Source organism: Enterobacter sp. EC_64 (assembly GCF_019584165.1).
GTDB classification, from domain to species: domain Bacteria; phylum Pseudomonadota; class Gammaproteobacteria; order Enterobacterales; family Enterobacteriaceae; genus Enterobacter; species Enterobacter roggenkampii.
Genome location: NZ_VDAS01000025.1, coordinates 37,554 through 59,136 on the forward strand (window position 1 = coordinate 37,554; position 21,583 = coordinate 59,136).

General features: G+C 57.2%; 18 protein-coding genes and 1 pseudogene. 12 read left to right on the forward strand and 7 right to left on the reverse strand.

Translation table 11 applies throughout. From position 1 onward, the window contains the following. Positions 1-2: 2 nt before the first annotated feature. Positions 3-1,352 carry an SrfA family protein gene (locus FHC52_RS18115; protein ID WP_032652045.1) on the reverse strand — a complete coding sequence of 450 codons (1,350 nt, stop codon included), beginning with the start codon at positions 1,350-1,352 and terminating at the stop codon, positions 3-5. 283 nt (positions 1,353-1,635) lie between these two features. Between FHC52_RS18115 and FHC52_RS18120 the strand changes: the two genes are divergently transcribed. Together FHC52_RS18120 and FHC52_RS18125 are read left to right on the forward strand one after the other, a co-directional pair. Next, entirely contained in the window at positions 1,636-3,234 is a 1,599-nt protein-coding gene (locus tag FHC52_RS18120; RefSeq protein WP_220420177.1) for an ABC transporter substrate-binding protein, read from the forward strand. A 100-nt stretch (positions 3,235-3,334) separates the two neighbouring features. After that, complete coding sequence (locus tag FHC52_RS18125; RefSeq protein WP_023292296.1) at positions 3,335-3,568, forward strand: YdcY family protein; 234 nt, start codon at positions 3,335-3,337, stop codon at positions 3,566-3,568. Positions 3,569-3,571: 3 nt separating this feature from the next. On the opposite strand, the gene FHC52_RS18130 is transcribed toward FHC52_RS18125, so the two are convergent. After that, positions 3,572-4,021 carry a DMT family transporter gene (locus tag FHC52_RS18130; RefSeq protein WP_023292297.1) on the reverse strand — a complete coding sequence of 150 codons (450 nt, stop codon included), beginning with the start codon at positions 4,019-4,021 and terminating at the stop codon, positions 3,572-3,574. After that, positions 4,018-4,536 (reverse strand): GNAT family N-acetyltransferase, encoded by a 519-nt coding sequence (locus FHC52_RS18135; protein ID WP_023292298.1) that lies wholly within the window; start codon positions 4,534-4,536, stop codon positions 4,018-4,020. Before FHC52_RS18135 ends, FHC52_RS18130 begins: the two co-directional genes overlap by 4 nt. A 148-nt stretch (positions 4,537-4,684) precedes the next feature. Between FHC52_RS18135 and FHC52_RS18140 the strand changes: the two genes are divergently transcribed. The 3 genes from FHC52_RS18140 to FHC52_RS18150 all read left to right on the forward strand — a co-directional run bounded on the left by FHC52_RS18140 (position 4,685) and on the right by FHC52_RS18150 (position 7,289). Further along, on the forward strand, positions 4,685-5,260 hold the full coding sequence (locus tag FHC52_RS18140) for a helix-turn-helix domain-containing protein (RefSeq protein WP_008501301.1): 576 nt from the start codon (positions 4,685-4,687) through the stop codon (positions 5,258-5,260). Between the two features lie 65 nt (positions 5,261-5,325). Next, on the forward strand, positions 5,326-6,366 hold the full coding sequence (locus FHC52_RS18145) for an NADP-dependent oxidoreductase (RefSeq protein WP_126287825.1): 1,041 nt from the start codon (positions 5,326-5,328) through the stop codon (positions 6,364-6,366). 254 nt (positions 6,367-6,620) lie between these two features. After that, positions 6,621-7,289, forward strand: a complete 669-nt coding sequence (locus FHC52_RS18150; protein WP_126287827.1) for a GntR family transcriptional regulator — start codon at positions 6,621-6,623, stop codon at positions 7,287-7,289. Positions 7,290-7,408: 119 nt separating this feature from the next. Here the strand turns inward: FHC52_RS18150 and pqqU are convergent, their stop codons facing one another. Further along, the gene (pqqU, locus tag FHC52_RS18155; protein WP_220420178.1) at positions 7,409-9,523 is read right to left on the reverse strand and encodes a TonB-dependent receptor PqqU; all 2,115 of its coding nucleotides are present in this window, start codon (positions 9,521-9,523) and stop codon (positions 7,409-7,411) included. 241 nt (positions 9,524-9,764) lie between these two features. Between pqqU and FHC52_RS18160 the strand changes: the two genes are divergently transcribed. Next, positions 9,765-10,826, forward strand: a complete 1,062-nt coding sequence (locus FHC52_RS18160; protein WP_069598359.1) for a YncE family protein — start codon at positions 9,765-9,767, stop codon at positions 10,824-10,826. Between the two features lie 92 nt (positions 10,827-10,918). Here the strand turns inward: FHC52_RS18160 and ansP are convergent, their stop codons facing one another. After that, positions 10,919-12,415 carry an L-asparagine permease gene (gene ansP, locus FHC52_RS18165; protein ID WP_220420179.1) on the reverse strand — a complete coding sequence of 499 codons (1,497 nt, stop codon included), beginning with the start codon at positions 12,413-12,415 and terminating at the stop codon, positions 10,919-10,921. Positions 12,416-12,719: 304 nt separating this feature from the next. After that, positions 12,720-13,634, reverse strand: coding sequence for a LysR family transcriptional regulator (locus FHC52_RS18170; protein WP_220420180.1), 915 nt, complete (start codon positions 13,632-13,634; stop codon positions 12,720-12,722). A gap of 108 nt (positions 13,635-13,742) precedes the next feature. On the opposite strand from FHC52_RS18170, the gene FHC52_RS18175 reads away from it, so the two are divergent. Continuing rightward, entirely contained in the window at positions 13,743-14,141 is a 399-nt protein-coding gene (locus FHC52_RS18175; RefSeq protein WP_220420181.1) for a cupin domain-containing protein, read from the forward strand. Here the strand turns inward: FHC52_RS18175 and FHC52_RS18180 are convergent. Beyond that, entirely contained in the window at positions 14,138-15,673 is a 1,536-nt protein-coding gene (locus FHC52_RS18180; RefSeq protein ID WP_220420182.1) for a methyl-accepting chemotaxis protein, read from the reverse strand. The two genes, FHC52_RS18175 and FHC52_RS18180, sit on opposite strands and share 4 nt — an antisense overlap. Before the next feature lie 340 nt (positions 15,674-16,013). Here FHC52_RS18180 and FHC52_RS18185 point away from each other — a divergent pair, with 340 nt between their 5' ends. The 5 genes and pseudogenes from FHC52_RS18185 (at position 16,014) to FHC52_RS18210 (ending at position 21,582) form a co-directional block, all read left to right on the forward strand. Continuing rightward, complete coding sequence (locus tag FHC52_RS18185) at positions 16,014-16,553, forward strand: AAA family ATPase (protein WP_047748842.1); 540 nt, start codon at positions 16,014-16,016, stop codon at positions 16,551-16,553. 110 nt (positions 16,554-16,663) lie between these two features. Further along, positions 16,664-17,665, forward strand: coding sequence for an LLM class flavin-dependent oxidoreductase (locus tag FHC52_RS18190; protein WP_220420183.1), 1,002 nt, complete (start codon positions 16,664-16,666; stop codon positions 17,663-17,665). Further along, on the forward strand, positions 17,662-18,783 hold the full coding sequence (locus FHC52_RS18195; protein ID WP_021240231.1) for an amidohydrolase: 1,122 nt from the start codon (positions 17,662-17,664) through the stop codon (positions 18,781-18,783). Before FHC52_RS18190 ends, FHC52_RS18195 begins: the two co-directional genes overlap by 4 nt. 16 nt (positions 18,784-18,799) lie before the next feature. Next, positions 18,800-21,063 (forward strand): annotated as a pseudogene (locus FHC52_RS22820) (NtaA/DmoA family FMN-dependent monooxygenase). Between the two features lie 9 nt (positions 21,064-21,072). Continuing rightward, the gene (locus FHC52_RS18210; RefSeq protein ID WP_220420186.1) at positions 21,073-21,582 is read left to right on the forward strand and encodes a GNAT family N-acetyltransferase; all 510 of its coding nucleotides are present in this window, start codon (positions 21,073-21,075) and stop codon (positions 21,580-21,582) included. Position 21,583 lies beyond the last annotated feature (1 nt).

Here is a 21,583-nt window from a genome sequence, read left to right on the forward strand (position 1 = left end):
GATCAGGCACCTGCTTTCTTGAACGTCAGTGGGACGACGGTGTTGGCATCATAACGGGCGCGACATTCTGCGATATCGCTGGTGCCTGCTTTACAGGCCACTTCCGGCATCGGGTAGCGGGAACCGTCGGTGCAGCGGGCAGTGCCGCGACTCTTAATCATCAGCTCGCCATTGCTGTGCAGCCCGGAGAAGACCTCCGCGCGGCAGACAATGTTGTCGCCATGGACAACGCGGGCGAAACCTTTATTGTTCTGGATCTGATAGCGCAGCGACGGCGGCTTGCCGGTAACCGGATCCTTCACGTCGAGGATGGCGCGCCAGGTGCCGTTCAGGAAGCGCGTCGATCCCGCTTTTACCTGATTCGCTTCCATCACCATGGCGTCTTTTGGGATGGCGACAATCACCACCGGAGCGGGCTGTGGCGCAGGAGCGGCCGGAGCGGCTTCTTTTTCTTTGCTGGCCACGACCTCCGCCTGATGCAGCGGTAGCTTCATCGCCAGCGGCTCAACCGCTTTGATCGGTTTTGGCGCAATCTCCACAGGTTCAGGTGTGGGAGCCGGGGCGGGCTCAGCGGAAGGTGCCTGTTTCGGCCACAGCAGCGGGGCGGCAATGGCGGCGACGATCACGGCGGCAACCGGCAGGGTCCACAGGGGAACGCGGCGCTTTTTCACGACGTTCGCCGGAGCAGGCGCCTGAACAGGTTGTGCAACGGCGGGGGCCGGTTCGGGCTCATACAGCTCCTCCGGCGTAATACGCACCACCGTGGAAGGGGCGATCAGCGGCTCGTCAGCATGCTCAAAGGTCATCACCGGCTCTGGCTCAGGCTCGGGTTCAGGATCGTCAATCACAACGGGGGCTGGCTCAGGGATCAGGGACTCACGCAGGCAGTCGAGGACATCGTCGCGCGCGTTCTCGTTGAGGTTTACAAATCCCCAGAAGCTGATGACCGGCTTTCCGTCCACCAGGAAGAGGAAGTTTTCGCCCGGGAACTGAAATGCCTTCGACAGCAGAGAGCCAAAGAGCTGTTGCGCGGTTTTGGGCGACTGCAGGCATTTCTTGCTTAATGACTCGACGCTGGCGAGCGTGTTTTCCAGATAGCGCAGGGCGCGATAGCGATCATCTTCATCGGCCGCTTTCCAGCTGGTTACGCTCCCTTCAACCGGGGAATACCAGTCCACGCGGTCGCCGCTGTCGTTGACCTGAGGAATCGCCAGACAGTCGACGATGGCCTGTTGTTTGCGCAACCGGAGCGCTTCCCGGATTTGCAACGCTGATTCGAAAACGGCTTGTCCGCCGCCGCCAACGGCCTGAAAATCATCCAGATTACCGCTGCGTAAAAGAGTTTTTGCCACGATTTGATCCCATATACTTCTTCACACCATTACTTTAACGAACCGAGGACGCAACCAAACGGAGGAAGAGACGCTAAAAGCGCCGATTTCTTGCGGCATAGAAAGTGACGGTTGTGCTTGACGAATAATGGCACTTAAGGCAAATCGTCTCTCTGGGCGCTGGCGGTTAAAACAGCAAAAACCGCAGCTTTAGAATAACCTGATAGTGTTTCGTTATTTGCCAGGTCAAAACGCCTGTGCTGTTATTACTGTCCTATATAATAAAACTGTCAGGGTTATAACCATGTCTACAGGGAAAACACTGCTCGCCCTTGCGCTGAGCGCGCTGTTACCAGCCGGTGCCGCATGGGCGGCAAATAACGACACCCTTATTTACTGTTCAGAAGCCTCCCCCGAGTCCTTCAACCCACAAATCGCCAGCTCTGGCCCGTCTTTTGTGGCCAGCTCTCAGGTGCTGTATAACCGCCTGATCAATTTCGATCCGGTGAAAAATACTCCGGTGCCGTCGCTGGCGGAGTCCTGGACAATCTCGCCGGACGGCAAGACCTATACCTTTACCCTGCGTAAAGGGGTGAAGTTCAACAGCAACAAATACTTCAAACCGACGCGCGATTTTAATGCCGATGACGTTATTTTCTCGGTCATGCGCCAGAAAGACCCTAAACACCCGTACCACAACGTGTCGCAGGGGAACTACGAGTACTTTAATGATGTCGGTCTCGATAAGCTGATCCAGGACGTTAAAAAGGTCGATGATTACCACGTTCAGTTCACACTCAGCGAACCCAACGCCGCGTTTCTGGCCGACTGGGGGATGGATTTCGCCTCGATTCTCTCCGCGGAATACGCCGACGCGATGCTGAAAAAAGGCACGCCTGAAAACGTGGATACCTGGCCGATTGGTACCGGGCCATACGTGCTGCAGCAGTATAAAGTGGATTCGCTGATCCGCTACGTCGCGAACCCGAACTACTGGGAAGGCGAAGTGCCGACGAAGCATCTCATCTTCTCCATCACGCCAAACGTGGAAACCCGCCTGGCGAAGCTGCAGACCAACGAGTGCCAGATCGTTCCTGCGCCATCCCCGGTTCAGTTTGACGCCATCAAGAACAACAAAGACCTGACGCTGCACGCCGTCGATGCGCTGAACGTCGGTTATCTGGCGTTTAACACCGAGAAAAAACCGTTTGATAACGTGCTGGTGCGTCAGGCGCTCAACTACGCGACCGACAAGAAGGCCATCGTTAATGCGGTCTTTATGGGATCGGGCACGGTGGCAAAATCGCCGATCCCGCCAAATATGCTGGGCTTTAATAAAGACCTGAAGGACTACAGCTACGATCCTGAAAAAGCGAAAGCCCTGCTGAAGCAGGCGGGTCTGGAGAAGGGCGCGGAAGTCACGCTGTGGTCAATGCCGGTGCAGCGTCCGTATAACCCGAATTCGCGTCGTATCGCGGAGATGATTCAGAGCGACTGGGCGAAAGTCGGCGTGAAGGCCAAAATTGTCTCCTACGAGTGGGGCGAATATCTCTCCGGAATGCGTAAAGGCGAACATGACTCCGCGCTGTTTGGCTGGATGTCCGACAACGGTGACCCGGACAACTTTGCCGACGTGCTGCTCGGCTGCAAGAGCATTAAAACCGGCTCAAACGCCGCGCGCTGGTGCGATAAGGGGTATGATGCCCTCGTACAAAAAGCGAAGCTGACCAGCAGCCCGGCCGAGCGCGCGAAGCTCTATGGACAGGCGCAGGAGATTTTCTACCAGCAGGCGCCGTGGATTGCGCTCGCAAACGGGAAAACGTTCTACGCGACCCGCAGCAACGTGACCGGGTACAGCGTAAGCCTGATGGGCAGCGATTTCTCAAAAGCGAAGCTGAACTAAGCCTTTTTAGCCGGGTGGCGGCTCCGCCTTACCCGGCCTACATTTGGCACCTGTAGGCCCGGTAAGCGTAGCGCCACCGGGCACATAACGAGGAGTGACAATGTCACATTTAAACGAAGTTATCGCCCGCGTCGATGCCGCCATCGAAGAGAGCGTGATTACCCACATGAACGAACTGCTGATTGAATTAAGCGATGATGCGGAGCTGAGCCGTGAAGAGCGCTACACTCAGCAGCAGCGTCTGCGCACCGCGATTTCGCACCACGGCAAGCAGCATAAAGAGGAGATGGACGCGCGTGAGGAACAGCTGACGAAAGGCGGCACCATACTGTAACCATCAAAACTGGCGTCGCGCCACCAGCCAGGCCCCGACCACCAGCATCACCGCGCCGCACACCGGGCCGATCAGGGCGCGCAGCGGGATGCCCTGGCTCCTCAGCACGTCCAGCACCAGCCCGCCAATCAGCTGGCTTGCCACCAGCACGGCGATGGTCGTCGCCGCGCCAACGTTCTGATAGCCGCTGATGCTGGCAAACACGAAAAACGACCCCAGCAGCCCCGGGATAAGGGTCCACCAGCGCACCGTTGCGGCGAGCTCGCTGAACCCGGCGACGCCCTGTTTCAGCAGCAGAATGCTGACAAACAGCACGATGCCGACCAGCGAATTCAGCAGCATCGCGATAAGAATGGTGGAGGAGGACTGGGTGATACGCACCATCAGGGTGTTTTGCACCACCAGGCCAATGCCCGCCGCCACCAGAAACGCCAGCGTCAGTGACTGATTCATGGGATCGCGTCCGGGTCGCTGCGCTCGTCCAGCTGCAGCTGCATAAAGGTTAAGTCCAGCCAGCGGCCAAACTTGGTTCCCACCTGCGGCATTTGTCCCGTCGTCACAAAGCCGAGCGTTTCGTGGAGGTGTATCGAGGCATGGTTTTGCGCTTCAATCCCGGCCACCATCACGTGTTTACCGATGGCGCGGGCCTCGTTAATCAGCGCCTTCATCAGCGTGCGGCCAATCCCTTTGCCCTGATGGGCCGGGTGGACGTAAACCGAGTGCTCAACCGTATGACGGAAACCGTCAAAGGCGCGCCAGTCGCCGAAAGAGGCGTAGCCGGTGATTACGCCGTCTTCCTCGCTCACCAGAACCGGGTAGCCCGCAAGCGAGCGCGCCTCAAACCAGGCGATTCGGTTATCGGTATCGACGGTTTTATCGTTCCAGATTGCGGCAGTGTGCAGCACCGCGTGGTTGTAAATCTCGCCTATCGCAGCGCAGTCTTCTTTGCAGGCATGACGAACGATCATGATGAAGCCTCTGTGTGTTGTTCACTATAGTATTACGTTATCGCTACGATATTACACAACTGTATCGCCCGATCGCTACGGCATAAGCCATATTTTTTTGTTATCAAAAGCCCATTGAATTGCCGTTCATACACTATAGTATGACGTCATGAACACCATAACAGACACAATGAATCAACGGATTAGCGCAAGAATTCGCCTTGAACGCGAGTCTCGCGGGTGGTCCCTGAGCGAGCTGGCGGACCGGGCAGGCGTCTCCCGCGCCATGATCCATAAAATAGAGCGCGGGGACAGTAGCCCGACAGCCACCTTGCTTGCCCGCCTGTCGGGCGCGTTTGGCATCAGCATGTCAACGCTGATTGCCCGGGCCGAAATGCAGGAGGGCAAGCTGCTGCGCCTGGCAAATCAGCCCGTCTGGCGCGACCCGCAGACGCACTACCTCCGCCGCCATGTTTCTCCCCGTACCGATCTGCCCATCGACCTTGTTCAGGTGGAACTGCCTGCGGGCAGCGATGTTCCGATGCCGGCCTCTTCTTACGCGCTGGCGCGTCAGCTTATCTGGCTGCAGTCCGGTGAGCTGGTGTTTCAGGAGGGCGACACCCGCCACGAGATGCACGCCGGAGACTGTCTTGAGCTGGGGCCGCCTAATGACTGCCGGTTCATCAACGAGACGAACGAAACCTGCATCTATCTGGTTGTACGGCTTAACCAGTCTGGCTCGTAATGCTAATGCGATAACGCCGAACGTGAGCCAGGCTGTAATGACATTTGTACCAGAAGGAGATCCTGATGAATCACTCTGTTTCGCATAACCGCCGCTGGGTGCTGGCCTCTCGTCCACAGGGCGCACCGGTCGCGGAAAATTTTCGTCTGGAAACGCAGCCTGTTCCGGAACCGGGTGCGGGGCAGCTTCTGCTTCGTACCGTCTGGCTGTCGCTGGATCCTTATATGCGGGGTCGCATGAGCGACGCGCCATCCTATTCACCGCCGGTTGAGCTCGGTGCGGTGATGGTGGGGGGAACGATCAGTCGCGTTGAACAGTCAAACCATCCCGACTTCAAAGCCGGTGAATGGGTGCTGGGCTACAGCGGCTGGCAGGAGTATGAACTCTCGGACGGCAGCGGCCTGGTGAAGCTGGGCGAAAATCCGTCTCATCCTTCCTGGTCGCTGGGCGTACTGGGTATGCCGGGCTTTACCGCCTATATGGGGCTGCTGGATATCGGGCAACCGAAAGCGGGTGAAACGCTGGTGGTGGCGGCGGCGACCGGCCCGGTTGGCGCGACGGTTGGGCAGATCGGCAAAATCAAAGGTTGCCGGGTGGTCGGCGTCGCCGGTGGCGCAGAGAAATGCCGCCATGCCGTTGAGGTGCTCGGGTTTGACGAGTGTCTGGATCACCACGCCGCGGATTTTGCCGACCAGCTCAAGCAGGCCTGCCCGAACGGCATTGATGTCTACTATGAAAACGTCGGCGGGAAAGTGTTTGACGCCGTGCTGCCCCTGCTGAACACCTCCGCGCGCGTGCCGGTGTGTGGCCTGGTGAGCGGCTACAACGCGACGGGCTTGCCTGACGGGCCGGACCGCCTGCCGCTTCTGATGGCGACCCTTCTCAAGAAACGCATTCGGATGCAGGGCTTTATCATCGGCCAGGACTATGGACATCGCATCCATGAGTTCCAGGAAGAGATGGGGCGCTGGGTGCAGGAGGGAAAAATCCACTATCGCGAACAGGTCACGGACGGGCTGGAAAACGCCCCCGAGGCGCTCATTGGCCTGCTGGAAGGACGAAACTTCGGCAAAGTCGTGATTCGCGTCGCGAGTGACAATAAATAAAGCGCAATATGGCGGGGTTTCCCGCCATATTTATTTGTGAAGATACGATATATTGTCTTTAATTACTGGACATGACTTTTCGCGCCATCATCCCCGATGAGCCCGAAAACGATAAAAAAATGACGTTTACTTTTTTTGCTGTTTTTTGTACCTCCCACCACCAGGCATGACGATACAGGATATATCGTACCGGCGCCGTTTTATTAAAACTGGCGTTTAAAAATAGCATTAAGTTTTAGCTACAGGAATTCCACATGCTTGATTTGGATCACTTAGAAAAAGCCCAAAGGGTTAGCCTTACCATGCAGGTTGAACACAGTTTGAAAGGGGCGTTAATTACAGGCTCTCTCAAACCAGGAGCACGACTGATTACGAAAGAGATTGCTGATAAATTAGGCACCAGTATTACGCCGGTCCGCGAAGCGCTGCTGCGCCTGGTCTCCTCAGGTGCGCTTCACGCCACGCCCGCACAGGCATTCCTGGTCCCTGAAGTGACGCTGGAGCGTTATAACGAGATTAACGCCATCAGAAAACAGCTTGAGCCAATGGCGGTCGTCGCAGCATGCCAGAAGATGTCAGACGGCAAGCTGGAGGCGTTGCGCAAAATGTCAGAGGCTTTCCATGAGGCCATGCGCAATGGAAACGTTCAGCAGGCATTGCATGCGAATCGTATCTTCAGGTTTACGCTTTATCAGTATGCGGAAATGCCTACGCTCAATGCCTTAATTGAACAGCTATGGGTCCGCATCGGGCCCTGCATGAACTACCTTCATCACGAACTTAACGACATCAAAACGGCAACGTATCACTATGACGAGCTGCTTTCGGCCCTTGAGCGGAGAGATGTTGATGCGAGCCAGAAGGCGATTGATAAGTTGATTGATGAAGCAGATTCTCTTTTACAGCGACAATATTTTAACTGAGAGATTATTTATTAGAGCGACTATATACCGCCGCTAATTATTTATCTGGTGAATAACTCCTGATGGCTTAATGCCATCAGGAGGGTTATTTCATTTATAAAATAAACTTTTCTTTTTGCTTACTCGAAGCGATAAGAGACCGACAGCCCGACGCCATAGTTTCGGCCTGGTGCAGGCTCGTAATAACGACCGTTGGACTCGTTGACAATTACCGAGCCCGCGTACTCTTTGTCGAACAGGTTATCGACGCGGCCAAAGACGTCCATTCCCCAGTTGCCGTAGTTAAATTTATACCCGGTATTCAGCCCGACTACCGTATAGGACGGCGCTTTCGCGGTGTTTTCGTCGTCGGCCATGATATCGCTCATGTAGCGCACGTCTGTCCCCGCATACCAGCCTTCCTCTGGCTGCCAGCCAAACGAGGCGAAGCCCATGTTGCGCGCAATCCCCGGCATTCGGTTACCGTTACAATCTGCGTCGCTGCAGACGTTAGTCCGGTAGGTGGCATCCAGGTACGTCCAGGCCATCTTCAGCTTCCAGTTCTCAGCGAACTGCTGATCCAGGGAAACTTCGACACCCTGACGACGGGTTTTCCCGGCATTTTTATAGGTTGTACGGCCGCCGGAACTGGAATCCACCACGATCTCGTCATCCGTGTCGGTGCGGAACAGCGCCGCCGTCAGCAGGCCGTTGCCGATGCGGGTTTTGCTGCCCACTTCATACGTATTATTCGTGGACGGCTTCAGGCCAATATTCAGACCGCCCTGGTTATCGGCGCGATAGGAGAGCTCGTTGATGGTTGGCGTTTCAAAGCCACGCCCTGCGGCAGCGTAGAGGTTCCACGCATCCGTCACCGCATACTTCACGGCGCCCGCCGGGAGCCACTTGTGGTAGCTCGCGTCACCGCTGTCATCGCCGTTGCCCGGCGTAACGTAGTGGTCGTTGGAATCAAACCAGACCGAACTGTAGCGGACACCCGCGTCGACAGAGAGTTTCTGCGTCAGCTGCCAGCTCGTTTGCAGATAAGGATCGACGTTCCACATCAGGTTGCGTTCGTCACGACGTTTATCGCCTTTGACGCCGTAGTCCGGCACGCCGTTGCGCATCACGAAGTTCTCGTAGCCGCGACGGTCTTCGCTCATGTTTTCGTAGTTCAGACCGGTGGTGAAGGTCACCGGAACCAGCAGCTCGCCGCGGTGTGTCCAGCGAGTGTCCACGCCCTGATAGTGGCGCTGCATATCAATCACCCCGCCGGAGTGAGTGGCTTTTAGCTGCGGCTGATACGGAATCGACTGGTACTGCGTCATTTCACGCTCGCCGGCGTACATCATCACGCTGAGGTCGTCCTGAGCGCTGAGCTGGCGATCGTAGCGCAGGCCGGCCTGGGTCTGCTTGATGGTCTTACGGGTGTTGTACTGATCGCCGCGCGGCGACTGACGCGGGTTGTCACGCCACTCCTGATAATTCAGTCCACCCGGATCGTTGGCCTTCATGTCCACGCTGTTGAAAATCAGCGTCAGCTTGCTGGCGTCGTCAATCCGTACACCCAGTTTGGCGTTAGCGAGATTTTTCCGCGCGCCGCTGTGGTCGCGGTAGCCTTTGGTGGTGAAGCGGGTGGTGGAGACGGTGTAATCCACGTCCCCGGCGTGGGTGCCGTCACCCATCGCGCCGGTGGCTTTCATGCCATAGCGCCAGGTCCCGTAACTGCCGTAATAGCTGCTGGCTTCAATGGTTGGCGGCTGCTGCCCGGTCTGGGTGTTGATGTTGATTACGCCGCCAGAGGCGTTGCCGTACAGGGCAGAGAAGGGACCGCGCAGGACTTCAACGCTCTCCACGCTGGAAAGGTCGATGTTGGAGGTCTGACCCTGTCCGTCCGGCATGGTGGCTGGAATACCATCGACGTACATACGGATACCGCGCACCCCAAAGGTTGAGCGGGCGCCAAATCCGCGCATCGAAAGCTGGAGATCCTGGGCGTAGTTTTGACGGTTCTGAATTTGCAGCCCGGGTACGCTGCCAAGGGATTCAGACAGGTTAATGCGGGGCGCGGCCTGGCGCATATCGTCGCCATTGACGACGCTGACCGCGGCCGGAGTATCGAGCTCCGATACGGTTTGCGGCGTGGCGCTGACGATCATGGTCTGTTCCCCTGCGCTCGCGGCGGTGAGCGGCGCAAAAATAACAGGAACCAGCAGCAGCGGGAGAGAAGCCTTACGGGCAGAAATGATTTTCATGAATAAAACCGGTTGTGGTGTATAAACGAACCAAATGGAACATGTCCATATATGTTAAAGGTTTTGTAAAAGTTTTGAAAACTATAACCGCACATTGCGTTAATGGAAGGCGAAGCGGGAAAGAAAAACTCCACATTTAACACATTAATGATTACTATTCTCATTATCAAAAGGCAATGCCATGACGTTGTCTGCCGGAAGTGATGTCAGCCCAACCCCACTTTTCAGAAAAGGAATTGATATGTCTTTACGTCAACTGTGCTCGCCGCGTCTGAGCCTGTCGCTGCTGTCTGCCACTTTACTGCTTGCCGGGACGTTCCAGGTGCATGCCGCCGAAGAGGTGCTGCGTAAAGCGGTGGGCAAAGGGGCGTATGAAATGGCCGTGAGCCAGCAGGAGAATGCGCTGTGGGTGGCCACCTCGCAAAGCCGTAAAACCGACAAGGGCGGGGTTGTCTACCGTCTTGATCCGGTCACGCTGGACGTGACGCAGGCAATCCATAGCGATCTGAAACCCTTTGGCGCCACCTTTGACAAGGCGACTCAAACGCTGTGGTTCGGCAATACGATCAACGGCGCGGTAACCGCGATTGATGCAAAAACGGGTGACGTAAAAGGGCGGCTGGTGCTGGACGGGCGTCAGCGCAGCGAAACCGTCAAACCGCTGCAGCCTCGCCAGCTGGTGGCAGATGACGCGAGCAACACGATTTACATTACCGGTGTCGGTAAAGAGAGCGTGATTTGGGTCGTGGATGGCGCCACGCTGAAGCTGAAAGAAACCATTGCCAATACGGGCACCTACAGCACCGGCCTGGCGCTGGATGCGCAGGCGAAACGTCTGTACACCACGAATGCGGACGGCGAACTGGTGACGATTGATACGGCCAGCAATAAAATTATTGCCCGTAAAAAGGTGCAGGATGACGGGAAAGAGCACTTCTACCTGAACCTGAGCCTCGACACTGCCGGTCAGCGCGCGTTCCTGACCGATTCAAAACAGCCGGAAGTGCTGGTGGTGAGCCTGAAAGACGGTAGCGTGATCGAGAAAATCGCCGCGCCGGAATCCCTGGCGGTCCTGTTTAACCCGGCCCGCAATGAAGCCTACGTGACGCACCGTGAAGCCGGCAAGGTGAGCGTGATTGACGCGAAATCCTATAAGGTGACAAAAACCTTCGACACGCCGGTCTACCCGAACAGCCTGGCGCTCTCTGCGGATGGCAAAACCCTGTACGTGACGGTGAAACAGAAATCCACCCGCCAGCAGGAAGCCACCCAGCCTGACGATGTGATGCGTATTGCTCTGTAAGATGGGATTGCCCGGTGGCGCTGCCGCTTACCGGGCCTACAAAACCATGAAATGTAGGCCGGGTAAGGCGAAGCCGCCACCCGGCTTTTTTATTAACGCGAGGTTTCTTCTACCAGCGGGGCGTCGTGTTTTTCATCGTCAGGATGAACCGGCGCGGTGCTGTGAATTTCATGAACGCGTTTACGCACGCCGAACCAGCCCGCAATCAGCAGCACGGCCAGCAGCGGAATGGTCGCGATGGTGTAGGTGCCGTTCGGGTAGTCGAACGCCATCAGCACCAGCACGCTGAACAGGAAGAGCAGGGTGAGCCAGGAGGTCACCGGCGCGCCAGGCAGCTTAAAGCTGACGTCAGCGGCTTTTCCTTCTTTAATCGCTTTGCGCAGACGCATCTGGCAGACCACGATAAAGCCCCAGGACGCAATAATCCCGAGTGCCGCCACGTTCAGAACGATTTCGAATACCTGAGACGGCACCAGATAGTTCAGGAACACGCCGAAGACATAGACCACCAGCGTCGCCAGAATACCGGCGTACGGCACGTGCTGCTTGCTCATCCTGGACATGAACTTCGGCGCAGAACCGCCCATGGACATGGAGCGCAGGATACGGCCGGTAGAGTAAAGACCTGAGTTCAGGCTGGAGAGCGCTGCGGTCAGGACCACGATGTTCATGATGCTGCCCACGTACGGCACGCCCAGCTTCGAGAAGAAGGTGACGAACGGACTCTGACCCGCCTGATAGGCGTTCCACGGCAGCAGCAGCACCAGCAGCACCACGGAACCGACGTAGAAGAGACCGATACGCCAGATCACGCTGTTGATGGCTTTTGGTACCATCGTCTGCGGATCTTTACATTCACCTGCTGCGGTGCCCACCAGCTCGATGGAGGCGAAGGCGAACACGACGCCCTGAACCAGCACCAGCGCAGGCAGCAGACCGTGCGGGAAGAATCCGCCGTTATCGGTTATCAGGTGGAAGCCGGTGGCATTGCCATCCAGCGGCTTACCGCTGCCGAGGAAGACGGTACCCACGACCAGGAACACCACGATGGCCAGCACTTTAACCAGCGCAAACCAGAACTCCATCTCCGCGAACCACTTCACGCCGATCATGTTCATGGTGCCGACAATCGCCAGCGCGCCAAGCGTAAAGACCCACTGCGGCACATCGCCAAACGCGCCCCAGTAGTGCATATACAGCGCAACGGCGGTGATGTCGACGATACCGGTCATCGCCCAGTTGACGAAGTACATCCAGCCCGCCACGTAAGCGGCTTTTTCACCGAGGAATTCACGGGCGTAAGAGACGAAGCTGCCGCTGGAAGGGCGATGCAGTACCAGCTCGCCCAGCGCGCGGAGAATGAAGAAAGAGAAGATCCCGCACACCAGATAGACCAGGGCGAGAGCCGGGCCAGCCATCTGCAGACGTGCACCCGCACCTAAAAACAGACCCGTTCCGATAGCGCCGCCGATGGCGATCATTTGAACCTGACGGTTGCCCATCGCTTTGTGGTAGCCCTCTTCGTGGGAGTTCAACCAGCGACGTTTAGCAGCGTGATGATCGGCTGCGCTTTTATTGCTTGTTTTCATTGAGTTACCTGTTTGCCTGTCTGAACCATTATCGTGATAGTCCTGCCTGGCAGAGCGCAATACAAACGATTGCTTCTGCGCAAACACATGTCGCCTTCCCAGTCATTCTGCGTATGGATAAGGCGAAACATGGCGAGGCATCCTACCTGCAATTCATAAGCGACGCAAAATATAACCGTGCCGAAAGTGATGCACGTCGAAGGAAATCGTGTGGTCAGAGCAGACGGGGATCACAACACGCTGAAACGTGATGAGTTTTTAGTCAAAACAATGGTGGGGTTGATTATTTAATCATCAGATTCTCTTAATTATTACCAGATGGTATAAATTTTTGCTGCTGCAGGGCATCGAGAAGTAACCTGAACGCGGTTGTGTGCTGCCGACGGCTCGGATAATAGAGGTGGTATCCTTCAAACGTGGGGCACCACGATTCAAGGACCCTGACCAGCCGTCCCTGATTCAGAGCGTCCAGAACCGAGGACTCGGGCACGTAGGCTAATCCGAGACCATTCTCCGCAGCGTCGATGCGCTGCGACAGGTTATTCAGCGTAAGCTGTCCGTCAACCCGCACGCGAAGCTCGCGCCCGTCGCGCTCAAATTCCCAGTCATACAATCCCCCTCGGGTGGGCAGGCGGAGATTGATACAGCGATGTTCACCCAGCTGCTCCGGCACGAGCGGCACGCCAAAACGAACCAGGTAATCCGGGGAGCCGACAACCGCCATGCGCATGTCCGGCGCAATCCGCACCGCAATCATGTCTTTTGCCACCTGTTCACCTAGGCGAACCCCCGCGTCGAAGCGGCCATCGACGATATCTGTCAGGCCATTGTCGACCGTCACTTCGACGTTAATGTCAGGATATTGCAGCATAAAAGCCTTCAGTACCGGCCAGAGCACGGCGTCCATCGCGTGCTCGCCGGCGACGATGCGGATAGCGCCTGCGGGTTTGTCGCGGCTGCTGCGAAGCGCCGTGAGTTCCTGTTCGATCTCCAGCAGATGCGGGCTGAGGCGCGAAAAAAGCTGCTCACCCGCGGGTGTCGGAACCACGCTGCGGGTTGTGCGGGTTAAAAGGCGAACGTCTAATCGTGCTTCAAGCTTGCGCATCGCATGGCTCAGTGCCGATTGCGAGACGCCCAGCTGCGCCGCTGCGCGCGTAAAGCTGCGCTCGCGGGCCACCACCATAAAGGAGAGCAGATCGTTGAAATTATCTTTTAGCATCGCGGTTCTATTTATGAGTTTCAGTCATGTGTCCTATCTGATTATGCACCCTAATGCTGCGGAGTGCTTTGCGCTACTGTTAACGCAACAGTCAACGAGGAGCAAAAGATGAAAATTATCCGCAGCGGTTCATTACCGTCAGTACGAGGACCGGAAGCCTGGTTCACCGGGGCTGTTCGCATTGACGCGCCCTTTCAGGCGACCGAACCTGCCAGCGTCGGCGGGGCAACCGTAACCTTTGAGCCGGGCGCGCGCACGGCCTGGCATACGCATCCCCTGGGACAAACGCTGATTGTGACGCAGGGTCGCGGCTGGCTACAGGCGTGGGGCGAAGAGGCGGAAATCCTGAATCAGGGCGATATCGCCTGGATCCCACCCGGCGTGAAGCACTGGCACGGCGCAAGTGCGCAAACGGCGATGAAGCATCTTGCCATCGCCGAAGCGGTAAACGGCAGCCCGGTAACGTGGCTGGAAAAAGTGACCGACGAGCAGTACCCGAACGGCTAACCGCCAAAAACGGCAATCGCCTGCTGCAGGCGCGTCGTCCGCTGCGTCAGGTGATTCGCGGCGTGAGTGACGTTATCCACCATCCCCGTATTGCTCTGGGTCATTGCGCCGATACGGGAGAGGGAGGCGTTGATGAGCGTCAGCGCCTGGGTTTGCTCCTGCGTGGCGAGGCCAATCTCCTTAATCAGGGTGGAAACCTGCAGAACATGGTCGATCATAACCGTCAGCTGTGATTCGGTTTGTCCCACCTTCTCCACGCCAGCGTTGACGCTGGCAACGTTTTTCTCGATCAGCGCTTTGATCTCTTTCGCCGCCGTCGCGGAGTGCTGCGCAAGATTGCGCACCTCAGCCGCGACCACGGCAAAGCCGCGGCCGGCTTCACCCGCGCGCGCCGCTTCCACGGCGGCATTCAGCGCAAGAATATTGGTCTGGAAGGCAATACGATCGATAACGCTGATAATATCGACGATCTGGCCGTTATCCTGCGAAACGGACTGCATCATACCGATGGTCTCTTTCATCATCGCTTCACCGCAGTGGGCGCTGTCGCGGGTGCGATCCGCCATCTGAATCGCCTCGTTCGCGGTTTCGGCCGTCTGCTTCACGGCGCTGGCGATCTCTTCCACCGCAGATGCGGTTTGCTGCAAGAAATCGGCGGTTTCTTCAGAACGCGCCTGCAGCGCCGCGCCTTCTTTCGCGACCTGCTGGCTGATGGTGCCAATACCGCTGATTTGCGCCCCGACATCATCAACCAGCGAGTTCAGGTTTAAACCAGACTGATTCACCAGGCGCATTATCAGCCCGATGTCATCGATCCTGTCAAAATGGTAATAGTCCGTTTTACGTCCTGAAACCACGCGCTGCATCTGTTGAACAATGGATTTTACCGGCCGGGCGATCTGCGCATGAAGATAACAGGACAGCGCAGAAAAAAGCAGCACCAGAGTGGCGGCCTGAACGAGACGATCGCGGAATAAATACATCGCCAGGCAGGAAAGTAATGCTGTCACAGTAATACCAAGCTGAATTCGTTTTCCGGTACTGAGACATTTAAAGAGCGACAAAAAGGAAAATATACCGCGCCGAACGAACAGTCCTTTATAAAAACGATGATGTTTTAATTCGTTATTACGCACTTTTGCATACAGATTTTCACTGGCCGCGATCTCCTCCCGTGAGGGGATATTGCGCACCGAAATATAGCCGGTCAGGGATTCCCCCTGCCAGACCGGCGTCACGTTGGCCCGCACCCAGTAGTGATCGCCATTATGACGACGGTTCTTCACCAGACCTGTCCAGGTCTCACCCTGCTGGAGGGTAAACCACATGTCGCCAAACGCTTCGGCAGGCATGTCGGGATGGCGGATGAGGTTATGCGGCTCTCCCAGAAGATGCTCTTCTTTATATCCGCTGGCTTCTATAAAAGCCGAGTTAGCATAGGTAATATGACTTTTTGTATCGGTGGTGGACATTAACGTCGAACCAGCGTTAAGCAAATACTCGTTTTGTGTAACGGGGGTGTTACGCCTCATGAGTAACTCCATGATGTTGTGCAAGAATAAAAATCCGGAAAGCGCTCCGGCAAGATAAGTATGATTATTTTAATAACGGCCTGGATATATTCTCGCTGAAATTGAGACTCCCCGAAATACCCGGCATTCATTATTTTTAATCTGTTAATGTTGTCGAATGTAATAAAATTGAAAATATTTTAGTGAGTGTTATTTTGAACCGGCTTAAATAAATGACATAAGCCAAACTGCAAGAGGGAGATCGTCTCTCTGGAAAAATTGTTATGCTGAAATAGCGTTTCATTAACAGGATGAAAACGCTATCATTTGGTCACATTTTCGTAAATACAGGGAGGTTGAGGTGAAAATTAACGTCATCGGTACCAGCGGGAGCGGAAAAAGCACGCTGGCGAAGCAGATTGCGACCGCGCTGTCTATTCCCTGTATCGAGATGGACAGACTCTACTGGCAGGCTAACTGGCAGGGCACGCCGGACGACGAGTTTCAGGCAAAGCTGGCGCAGGCGCTACAGGCTTCGCCAGACTGGGTGCTCGACGGTAACTACAACCGCACGCGACCGCTGAAATGGCGCGATGTCGATGTGGTGGTGTGGGTGGATTACGGGTTTACCCGCACCCTCTGGCAGGCCGTCACCCGAGCAATAAAGCGGGCCTGGCATAAGCACGAGCTTTGGCCGGGAACGGGAAACAAAGAGAGTTTCCGGCGCGCGTTCTTCAGCAGAGAATCCATTATCATCTGGACGATGAAAACCTGGCGTAATAACCGCACGCGCTATGAAGCCGACCTGCAAAACCCGCAATATAGCCATATTCGCTTCGTCCGCATTACCCGTCGGGAGCAGGTGGAATCGCTGATTGCCTCCTTAAAGTCTTATTCTTAGCAGGGTTTTATATATCTGTTTTCCGGCAAACTAAATGTAAATTAATTGTTTCTCAGTGGTGAAATGCGCCTTTAATAATGTCGACATGTTAAGTCAAACGAGAACGCAACATGTCATGGCGAATCAGCATTCTGGATAAAAGCCCCATCGCTGAAAACGAAACGGCTGCCGATGCACTGGCGCGTACCCTGACGCTGGCGCAGCAGGCAGAAAATCTGGGCTATCACCGCTTCTGGATTGCCGAACACCACAACACCCCACAGCTTGCCAGCCCCTCGCCGGAGCTGCTGATTGCCTGGATCCTCGGGCAAACCACGCGCATCCGCGTCGGGTCTGGCGGCGTAATGCTTCAGCACTACAGCCCCTATAAAGTCGCCGAGAACTTCAACGTGCTGGCCGCGCTGGCGCCTGGCCGCGTCGATCTCGGCGTCGGGAAAGCCCCCGGTGGATTACCGCTCTCAACCCGCGCGCTGCAGCAGGGCCTGAATCAACAGGAAAAGGGCAGCTTCGCCGAACAATTGGCCCAGCTCGACCGCTGGATCCGTCCTGAGCATCACGCTATTGAAGAGGCCGTCCGCGCCACGCCGCTGCCGCCGTTGCCTGCTGAGGCTTTCCTGCTGGGCGCGAGTACCGAAAGCGCGCTGCTGGCCGCCAGGCTCGACTGGCACTTTGTGTTTGCCGCACACCTGAACGGTGACCCGGACCTGCTGCGCGAGGTGGTATCGACCTGGCGTGAGAACAGCGCGCGGGACGTGATAGTGGCGGTGCAGGCGATTGTCGCGCCGACGCAGGCCGAGGCAGACGCGCTGGCGCAGAAGGTCGAAGTGTGGGGCGTTGAGCTGGCAAACGGGCAGCGTGTCACCGTGGCCAGCGAAGAGCAGGCCTACGCGTTTGCGCGCCAGGCGGGCAGTGAGCCGGTGCGCATTGCACGCCGGGCGCAGTCGCTGCTGGCGGGCACCGCTGAGTCGGTAGTGGAACAGCTCAACGCGCTGCACCAGCAGTGGGGCATTGACGAATTTATCATCGACACGCCGGTGGCGGAGGGGGCTACGCGCGTCGCGTCGCTGCGTCTGCTTGCCGGGGCGCGTCTTTACAAGGAGGTCACCGTATGAGTTTTGGCGAACAACTGATTGCCTGGCGCCGCGAACTGCACCAGAACCCGGAGCTGTCCGGCCAGGAGGTCGAAACCACCGCGCGCCTGCGCCAGTGGCTGACGAATGCCGGGATCGCCCCGCAGCCTTACGACCTGTCGACCGGGCTGGTGGCGGAAATCGGGACGGGCAGCAGGCTGGTTGCGCTGCGCGCCGACATTGACGCGCTGCCGATCGAGGAGCGCAGCGGCGTACCGTTTAGCTCACAGCATGCCGGGGTGATGCACGCCTGCGGACACGATATCCACACCAGCGTCATCCTCGGCGCCGCGTTAAAGCTGAAAGAGCGGGAGGCCTCGCTTAACGGCCGGGTGCGCATCCTGTTTCAGCCTGCTGAAGAGAACTTTGGCGGTGCGAAGAGCATGGTGCGGGCCGGTGCCCTGCGCGATGTCAGCGCGATTTTCGGTATGCACAACGAGCCTGGCCTGCCGGTTGGTGAGTTCGCCACCCGCGGCGGGCCGTTCTACGCCAACGTCGACCGCTTCGTGATCCGCATTACCGGTAAAGGCGCGCACGCCGCACGTCCTCATGAAGGCAACGACGCCATCGTGCTGGCAAGCCAGCTGGTAACGGCGCTGCAAAGCGTCGCCAGCCGTAACGTCAACACGCTGGATTCGGTGGTGCTGAGCGTCACCCGCATTGCGGGCGGCAACACCTGGAACGTGCTGCCGGAAAGCGTCGAGCTGGAAGGCACGCTGCGTACCCATCGCACGGAAGTGCAGCAGAATGTGAAAGCCCGCGTGGGTGAAATTGCCGCCGGGTTTGCCAGCGCCTTCAGCGCGCAGATTGACATCACCTGGTATGCCGGGCCTACCGCGCTGGTGAATGACGAACGCTGGGCCGACTTCGCCACCTCGGTCGCGCGTGAGGCCGGTTATGAAACCCGGCACGCGGAACTGCATATGGGCGGGGAAGATTTTGCGGTCTATTTGCAGTCTGTTCCCGGCGCGTTTGTCAGCATTGGCAGCAACAGTCCGTTTGGTTTACATCACCCGGCCTTTAACCCGGATGAAGCACTGATTGAGCCCGCCGCCCGCTATTTTGCACAGCTTGCGGAAAAAGCCCTGCAACACGTTTAATTCAGGAGAGGTAAAGATGTCAGCAACCCGACAACTGCGGCTGGGCACCATTCTGCATGGTGCATCCGGGAATATGTCCGCCTGGCGCCATCCTGCGGCGATCGCCGACGCCAGTATTAACTTTGACTTCGTGAAAGCGACGGCGTTAAAGGCCGAGGAAGGGAAGCTCGATTTTCTCTTCGTGGCCGATGGTCTCTATATCAACGAGAAATCGATCCCCCATTTTCTGAATCGGTTTGAACCGTTAACCGTGCTTTCCGCACTGGCCAGCATTACCTCGCGCCTGGGGCTGGTGGGAACCTTATCCACCTCCTACAGCGAGCCCTTTACCACGGCGCGCCAGTTCGCCAGCCTCGATCACCTGAGCAATGGCCGCGCGGGCTGGAACGTGGTGACCTCACCGCTGGAGGGGTCGGCGAAGAACTTTTCCCGCGAAAAACACCCCGAGCATGCGCTGCGCTACCGGATTGCCGATGAGTATCTCGACGTGGTGAAAGGGCTGTGGGACTCCTGGGAAGGGGACGCGTTTATCCGCAACAAAGAGAGCGGCCAGTTTTTTGACCCGGCCAAACTGCATACGCTCGATCACCACGGTGACTTCTTCCAGGTCGCCGGTCCGCTGAATATTGGCCGCACGCCGCAGGGTCGCCCGATTGTCTTTCAGGCCGGGGCGTCGGACGACGGGAAAAAGCTGGCGGCGAAACATGCCGACGCCATTTTCACCCACCACGAGACCTTCGACGAGGCTAAAGCCTTTTATCAGGACGTAAAACAGCAGCTGGAAACAAACGGCCGCCGCGCGTCGGATCTCCATATTTTCCAGGGCGTTAGCGTGATTGTGGGGAAAGATGCCGATGACGTGGAACACCAGTACCAGACCACGGCGGCGCTGGTGTCGATTAACGACGCCCTCAATTACCTCGGGCGTTATTTCGAACATCACGATTTCAGCCAGTATCCGCTCGACGAGCCGTTCCCGGATATCGGCGACTTAGGCAAAAACAGCTTCCGCAGCACCACGGATGAAATCAAGCGTAACGCTCGCGAACGCAACTTAACCCTGCGTCAGGTGGCGCTGGAGGCCGCTTCGCCGCGCCCGCGCTTTTCCGGCACGCCGGAGGAGGTGGCAGACGGTCTTCAGGCCTGGTTTGAAGGCTATGCCGCAGACGGCTTCATTATTCAGGGCGGCACGCCGGATACCTTCCCGCGCTTTGTTGACCAGGTGGTACCGATTCTTCAGTCTCGCGGCCTGTTCCGTACCGACTACCCGGGCACCACGCTGCGCGAAAGCCTTGGCTTAGACCAACCGAAAAACCAGTACACACAACAATAAAAGAGAACCCCGCTATGCAGAAATCATCGCTTGTTCTGGCGCTCGCGCTGGCCTTTACCCCTGCCGTCTGGGCAGAGAACGTCAATATTAACGGCACCGGCGTGAGCATCGAGGCCAATAAAACGCCGATTAACACCGCGAAAAATAGCGAGGCGGTGGCGCAGCTGCCGAAAGACTATCGCTTTGCCGTGCCGGGGAAATTTACCGTGGCGGTGGCGGGACTCAATCAGCCGCCGCTGACGATCTTCTCCGACGACAACAAAACGCTGCTGGGGAGCGAAGTTGACGTCGCCCGTCTGGTGGCCGACAGCCTTGGGCTGGAGCTGAACGTGGTGCCCACCTCCTGGGAAGACTGGCCGCTGGGCGTCGCGTCCGGGAAATACGATGCCGCCATCAGCAACATCACCGTCACTAAAGAGCGCAAACAGAAGTTTGATTTTGCTACCTATCGTAAGGATTCCCTCGGCTTTTACGTGAAATCCACCAGCCCGATTACGTCGCTGCAGAAGGCGGAAGACATCGCCGGGCTGAAGATTATCGTCGGCTCCGGCACCAACCAGGAGGCCATCCTGCTGGCGTGGAATGCCGAAAACCTGAAGAAGGGACTGAAGCCCTTTACCCCGATCTACACCAAAGACGATGCGGCCCAAACCCTGGCGCTGCAGTCCGGGCGCGCGGATGCCTACTTTGGCCCGAACGTGATTGGCGCCTGGAAAGCGGCGCTGAACGGGAAAACCAAACTGGTGGGCAGCGTCGACGGCGGCTGGCCGAAGGCGGCGCACATTGCGGTGACGCTGAAAAAAGGCAGCGGGCTGGTTGAGCCGGTGCAGACCGCGCTGAACGGCGTCATCAAAAACGGCGATTACGACAAAGTGCTGAACCGCTGGGGTGAAGGGGTTGAACGCATTCCGCAGTCCGAAGTGAACCCGGCGGGCCTGGGCGATTAAGGAGGCGTGATGAGCGAACGATTTCGTGATGTTTCACCGGAAGATGCCGAGCTTCAGCCCATTATCGAGGGGCTGTTCGGTGAATATGCAGCCCGCTACGGGGACTACTTTTCTAAAGACGCGGAAGTGGAGCTCACCGAGTGGTATCTGGCGCCGCAGGGGCTGTTTATCGTCCTGGAGCGCGACGGGAAGATTATCGCCACCGGCGCGTACAAACCGTTCGACGAACGCACCGCGGAAATCAAACGCATCTGGACGGACAAAACCCTGCGTCAGCAGGGGCTTGCCGGGCGCGTAGTGCAGGAGCTTGAGCGCAGGGCGCTGCTGGCAGGGTACAGCCAAATCTACCTGACAACCGGCTTTCGTCAGCCGGAGGCGGTCAGGCTCTATCTCAGCCAGGGCTATCAGCCGCAGTTCGATCTGAACCGCGATCCGGAAGAGTATAGCCAGCCGCCGTTTGACGGTCGGCTGCGTTTCACCAAAACGCTGGTACGTGAAGCGTTCAGCAAAACCGCATGAG

Excerpts from the sequence above, each read along its gene's own strand:
- FHC52_RS18120 (WP_220420177.1), top strand. The coding sequence starts at position 1,636 with ATGTCTACAGGGAAAACACTGCTCGCCCTTGCGCTGAGCGCGCTGTTA.
- FHC52_RS18150 (WP_126287827.1), top strand. The coding sequence starts at position 6,621 with ATGCTTGATTTGGATCACTTAGAAAAAGCCCAAAGGGTTAGCCTTACC.
- FHC52_RS18190 (WP_220420183.1), top strand. The coding sequence starts at position 16,664 with ATGTCATGGCGAATCAGCATTCTGGATAAAAGCCCCATCGCTGAAAAC.
- FHC52_RS18160 (WP_069598359.1), top strand. The coding sequence starts at position 9,765 with ATGTCTTTACGTCAACTGTGCTCGCCGCGTCTGAGCCTGTCGCTGCTG.
- FHC52_RS18195 (WP_021240231.1), top strand. The coding sequence starts at position 17,662 with ATGAGTTTTGGCGAACAACTGATTGCCTGGCGCCGCGAACTGCACCAG.
- FHC52_RS18170 (WP_220420180.1), bottom strand. The coding sequence starts at position 13,634 with ATGCTAAAAGATAATTTCAACGATCTGCTCTCCTTTATGGTGGTGGCC.
- FHC52_RS18145 (WP_126287825.1), top strand. The coding sequence starts at position 5,326 with ATGAATCACTCTGTTTCGCATAACCGCCGCTGGGTGCTGGCCTCTCGT.
- FHC52_RS18180 (WP_220420182.1), bottom strand. The coding sequence starts at position 15,673 with ATGAGGCGTAACACCCCCGTTACACAAAACGAGTATTTGCTTAACGCT.
- FHC52_RS18135 (WP_023292298.1), bottom strand. The coding sequence starts at position 4,536 with ATGATCGTTCGTCATGCCTGCAAAGAAGACTGCGCTGCGATAGGCGAG.
- FHC52_RS18175 (WP_220420181.1), top strand. The coding sequence starts at position 13,743 with ATGAAAATTATCCGCAGCGGTTCATTACCGTCAGTACGAGGACCGGAA.
- pqqU (WP_220420178.1), bottom strand. The coding sequence starts at position 9,523 with ATGAAAATCATTTCTGCCCGTAAGGCTTCTCTCCCGCTGCTGCTGGTT.
- FHC52_RS18130 (WP_023292297.1), bottom strand. The coding sequence starts at position 4,021 with ATGAATCAGTCACTGACGCTGGCGTTTCTGGTGGCGGCGGGCATTGGC.
- FHC52_RS18140 (WP_008501301.1), top strand. The coding sequence starts at position 4,685 with ATGAACACCATAACAGACACAATGAATCAACGGATTAGCGCAAGAATT.
- FHC52_RS18210 (WP_220420186.1), top strand. The coding sequence starts at position 21,073 with ATGAGCGAACGATTTCGTGATGTTTCACCGGAAGATGCCGAGCTTCAG.
- FHC52_RS18125 (WP_023292296.1), top strand. The coding sequence starts at position 3,335 with ATGTCACATTTAAACGAAGTTATCGCCCGCGTCGATGCCGCCATCGAA.
- ansP (WP_220420179.1), bottom strand. The coding sequence starts at position 12,415 with ATGAAAACAAGCAATAAAAGCGCAGCCGATCATCACGCTGCTAAACGT.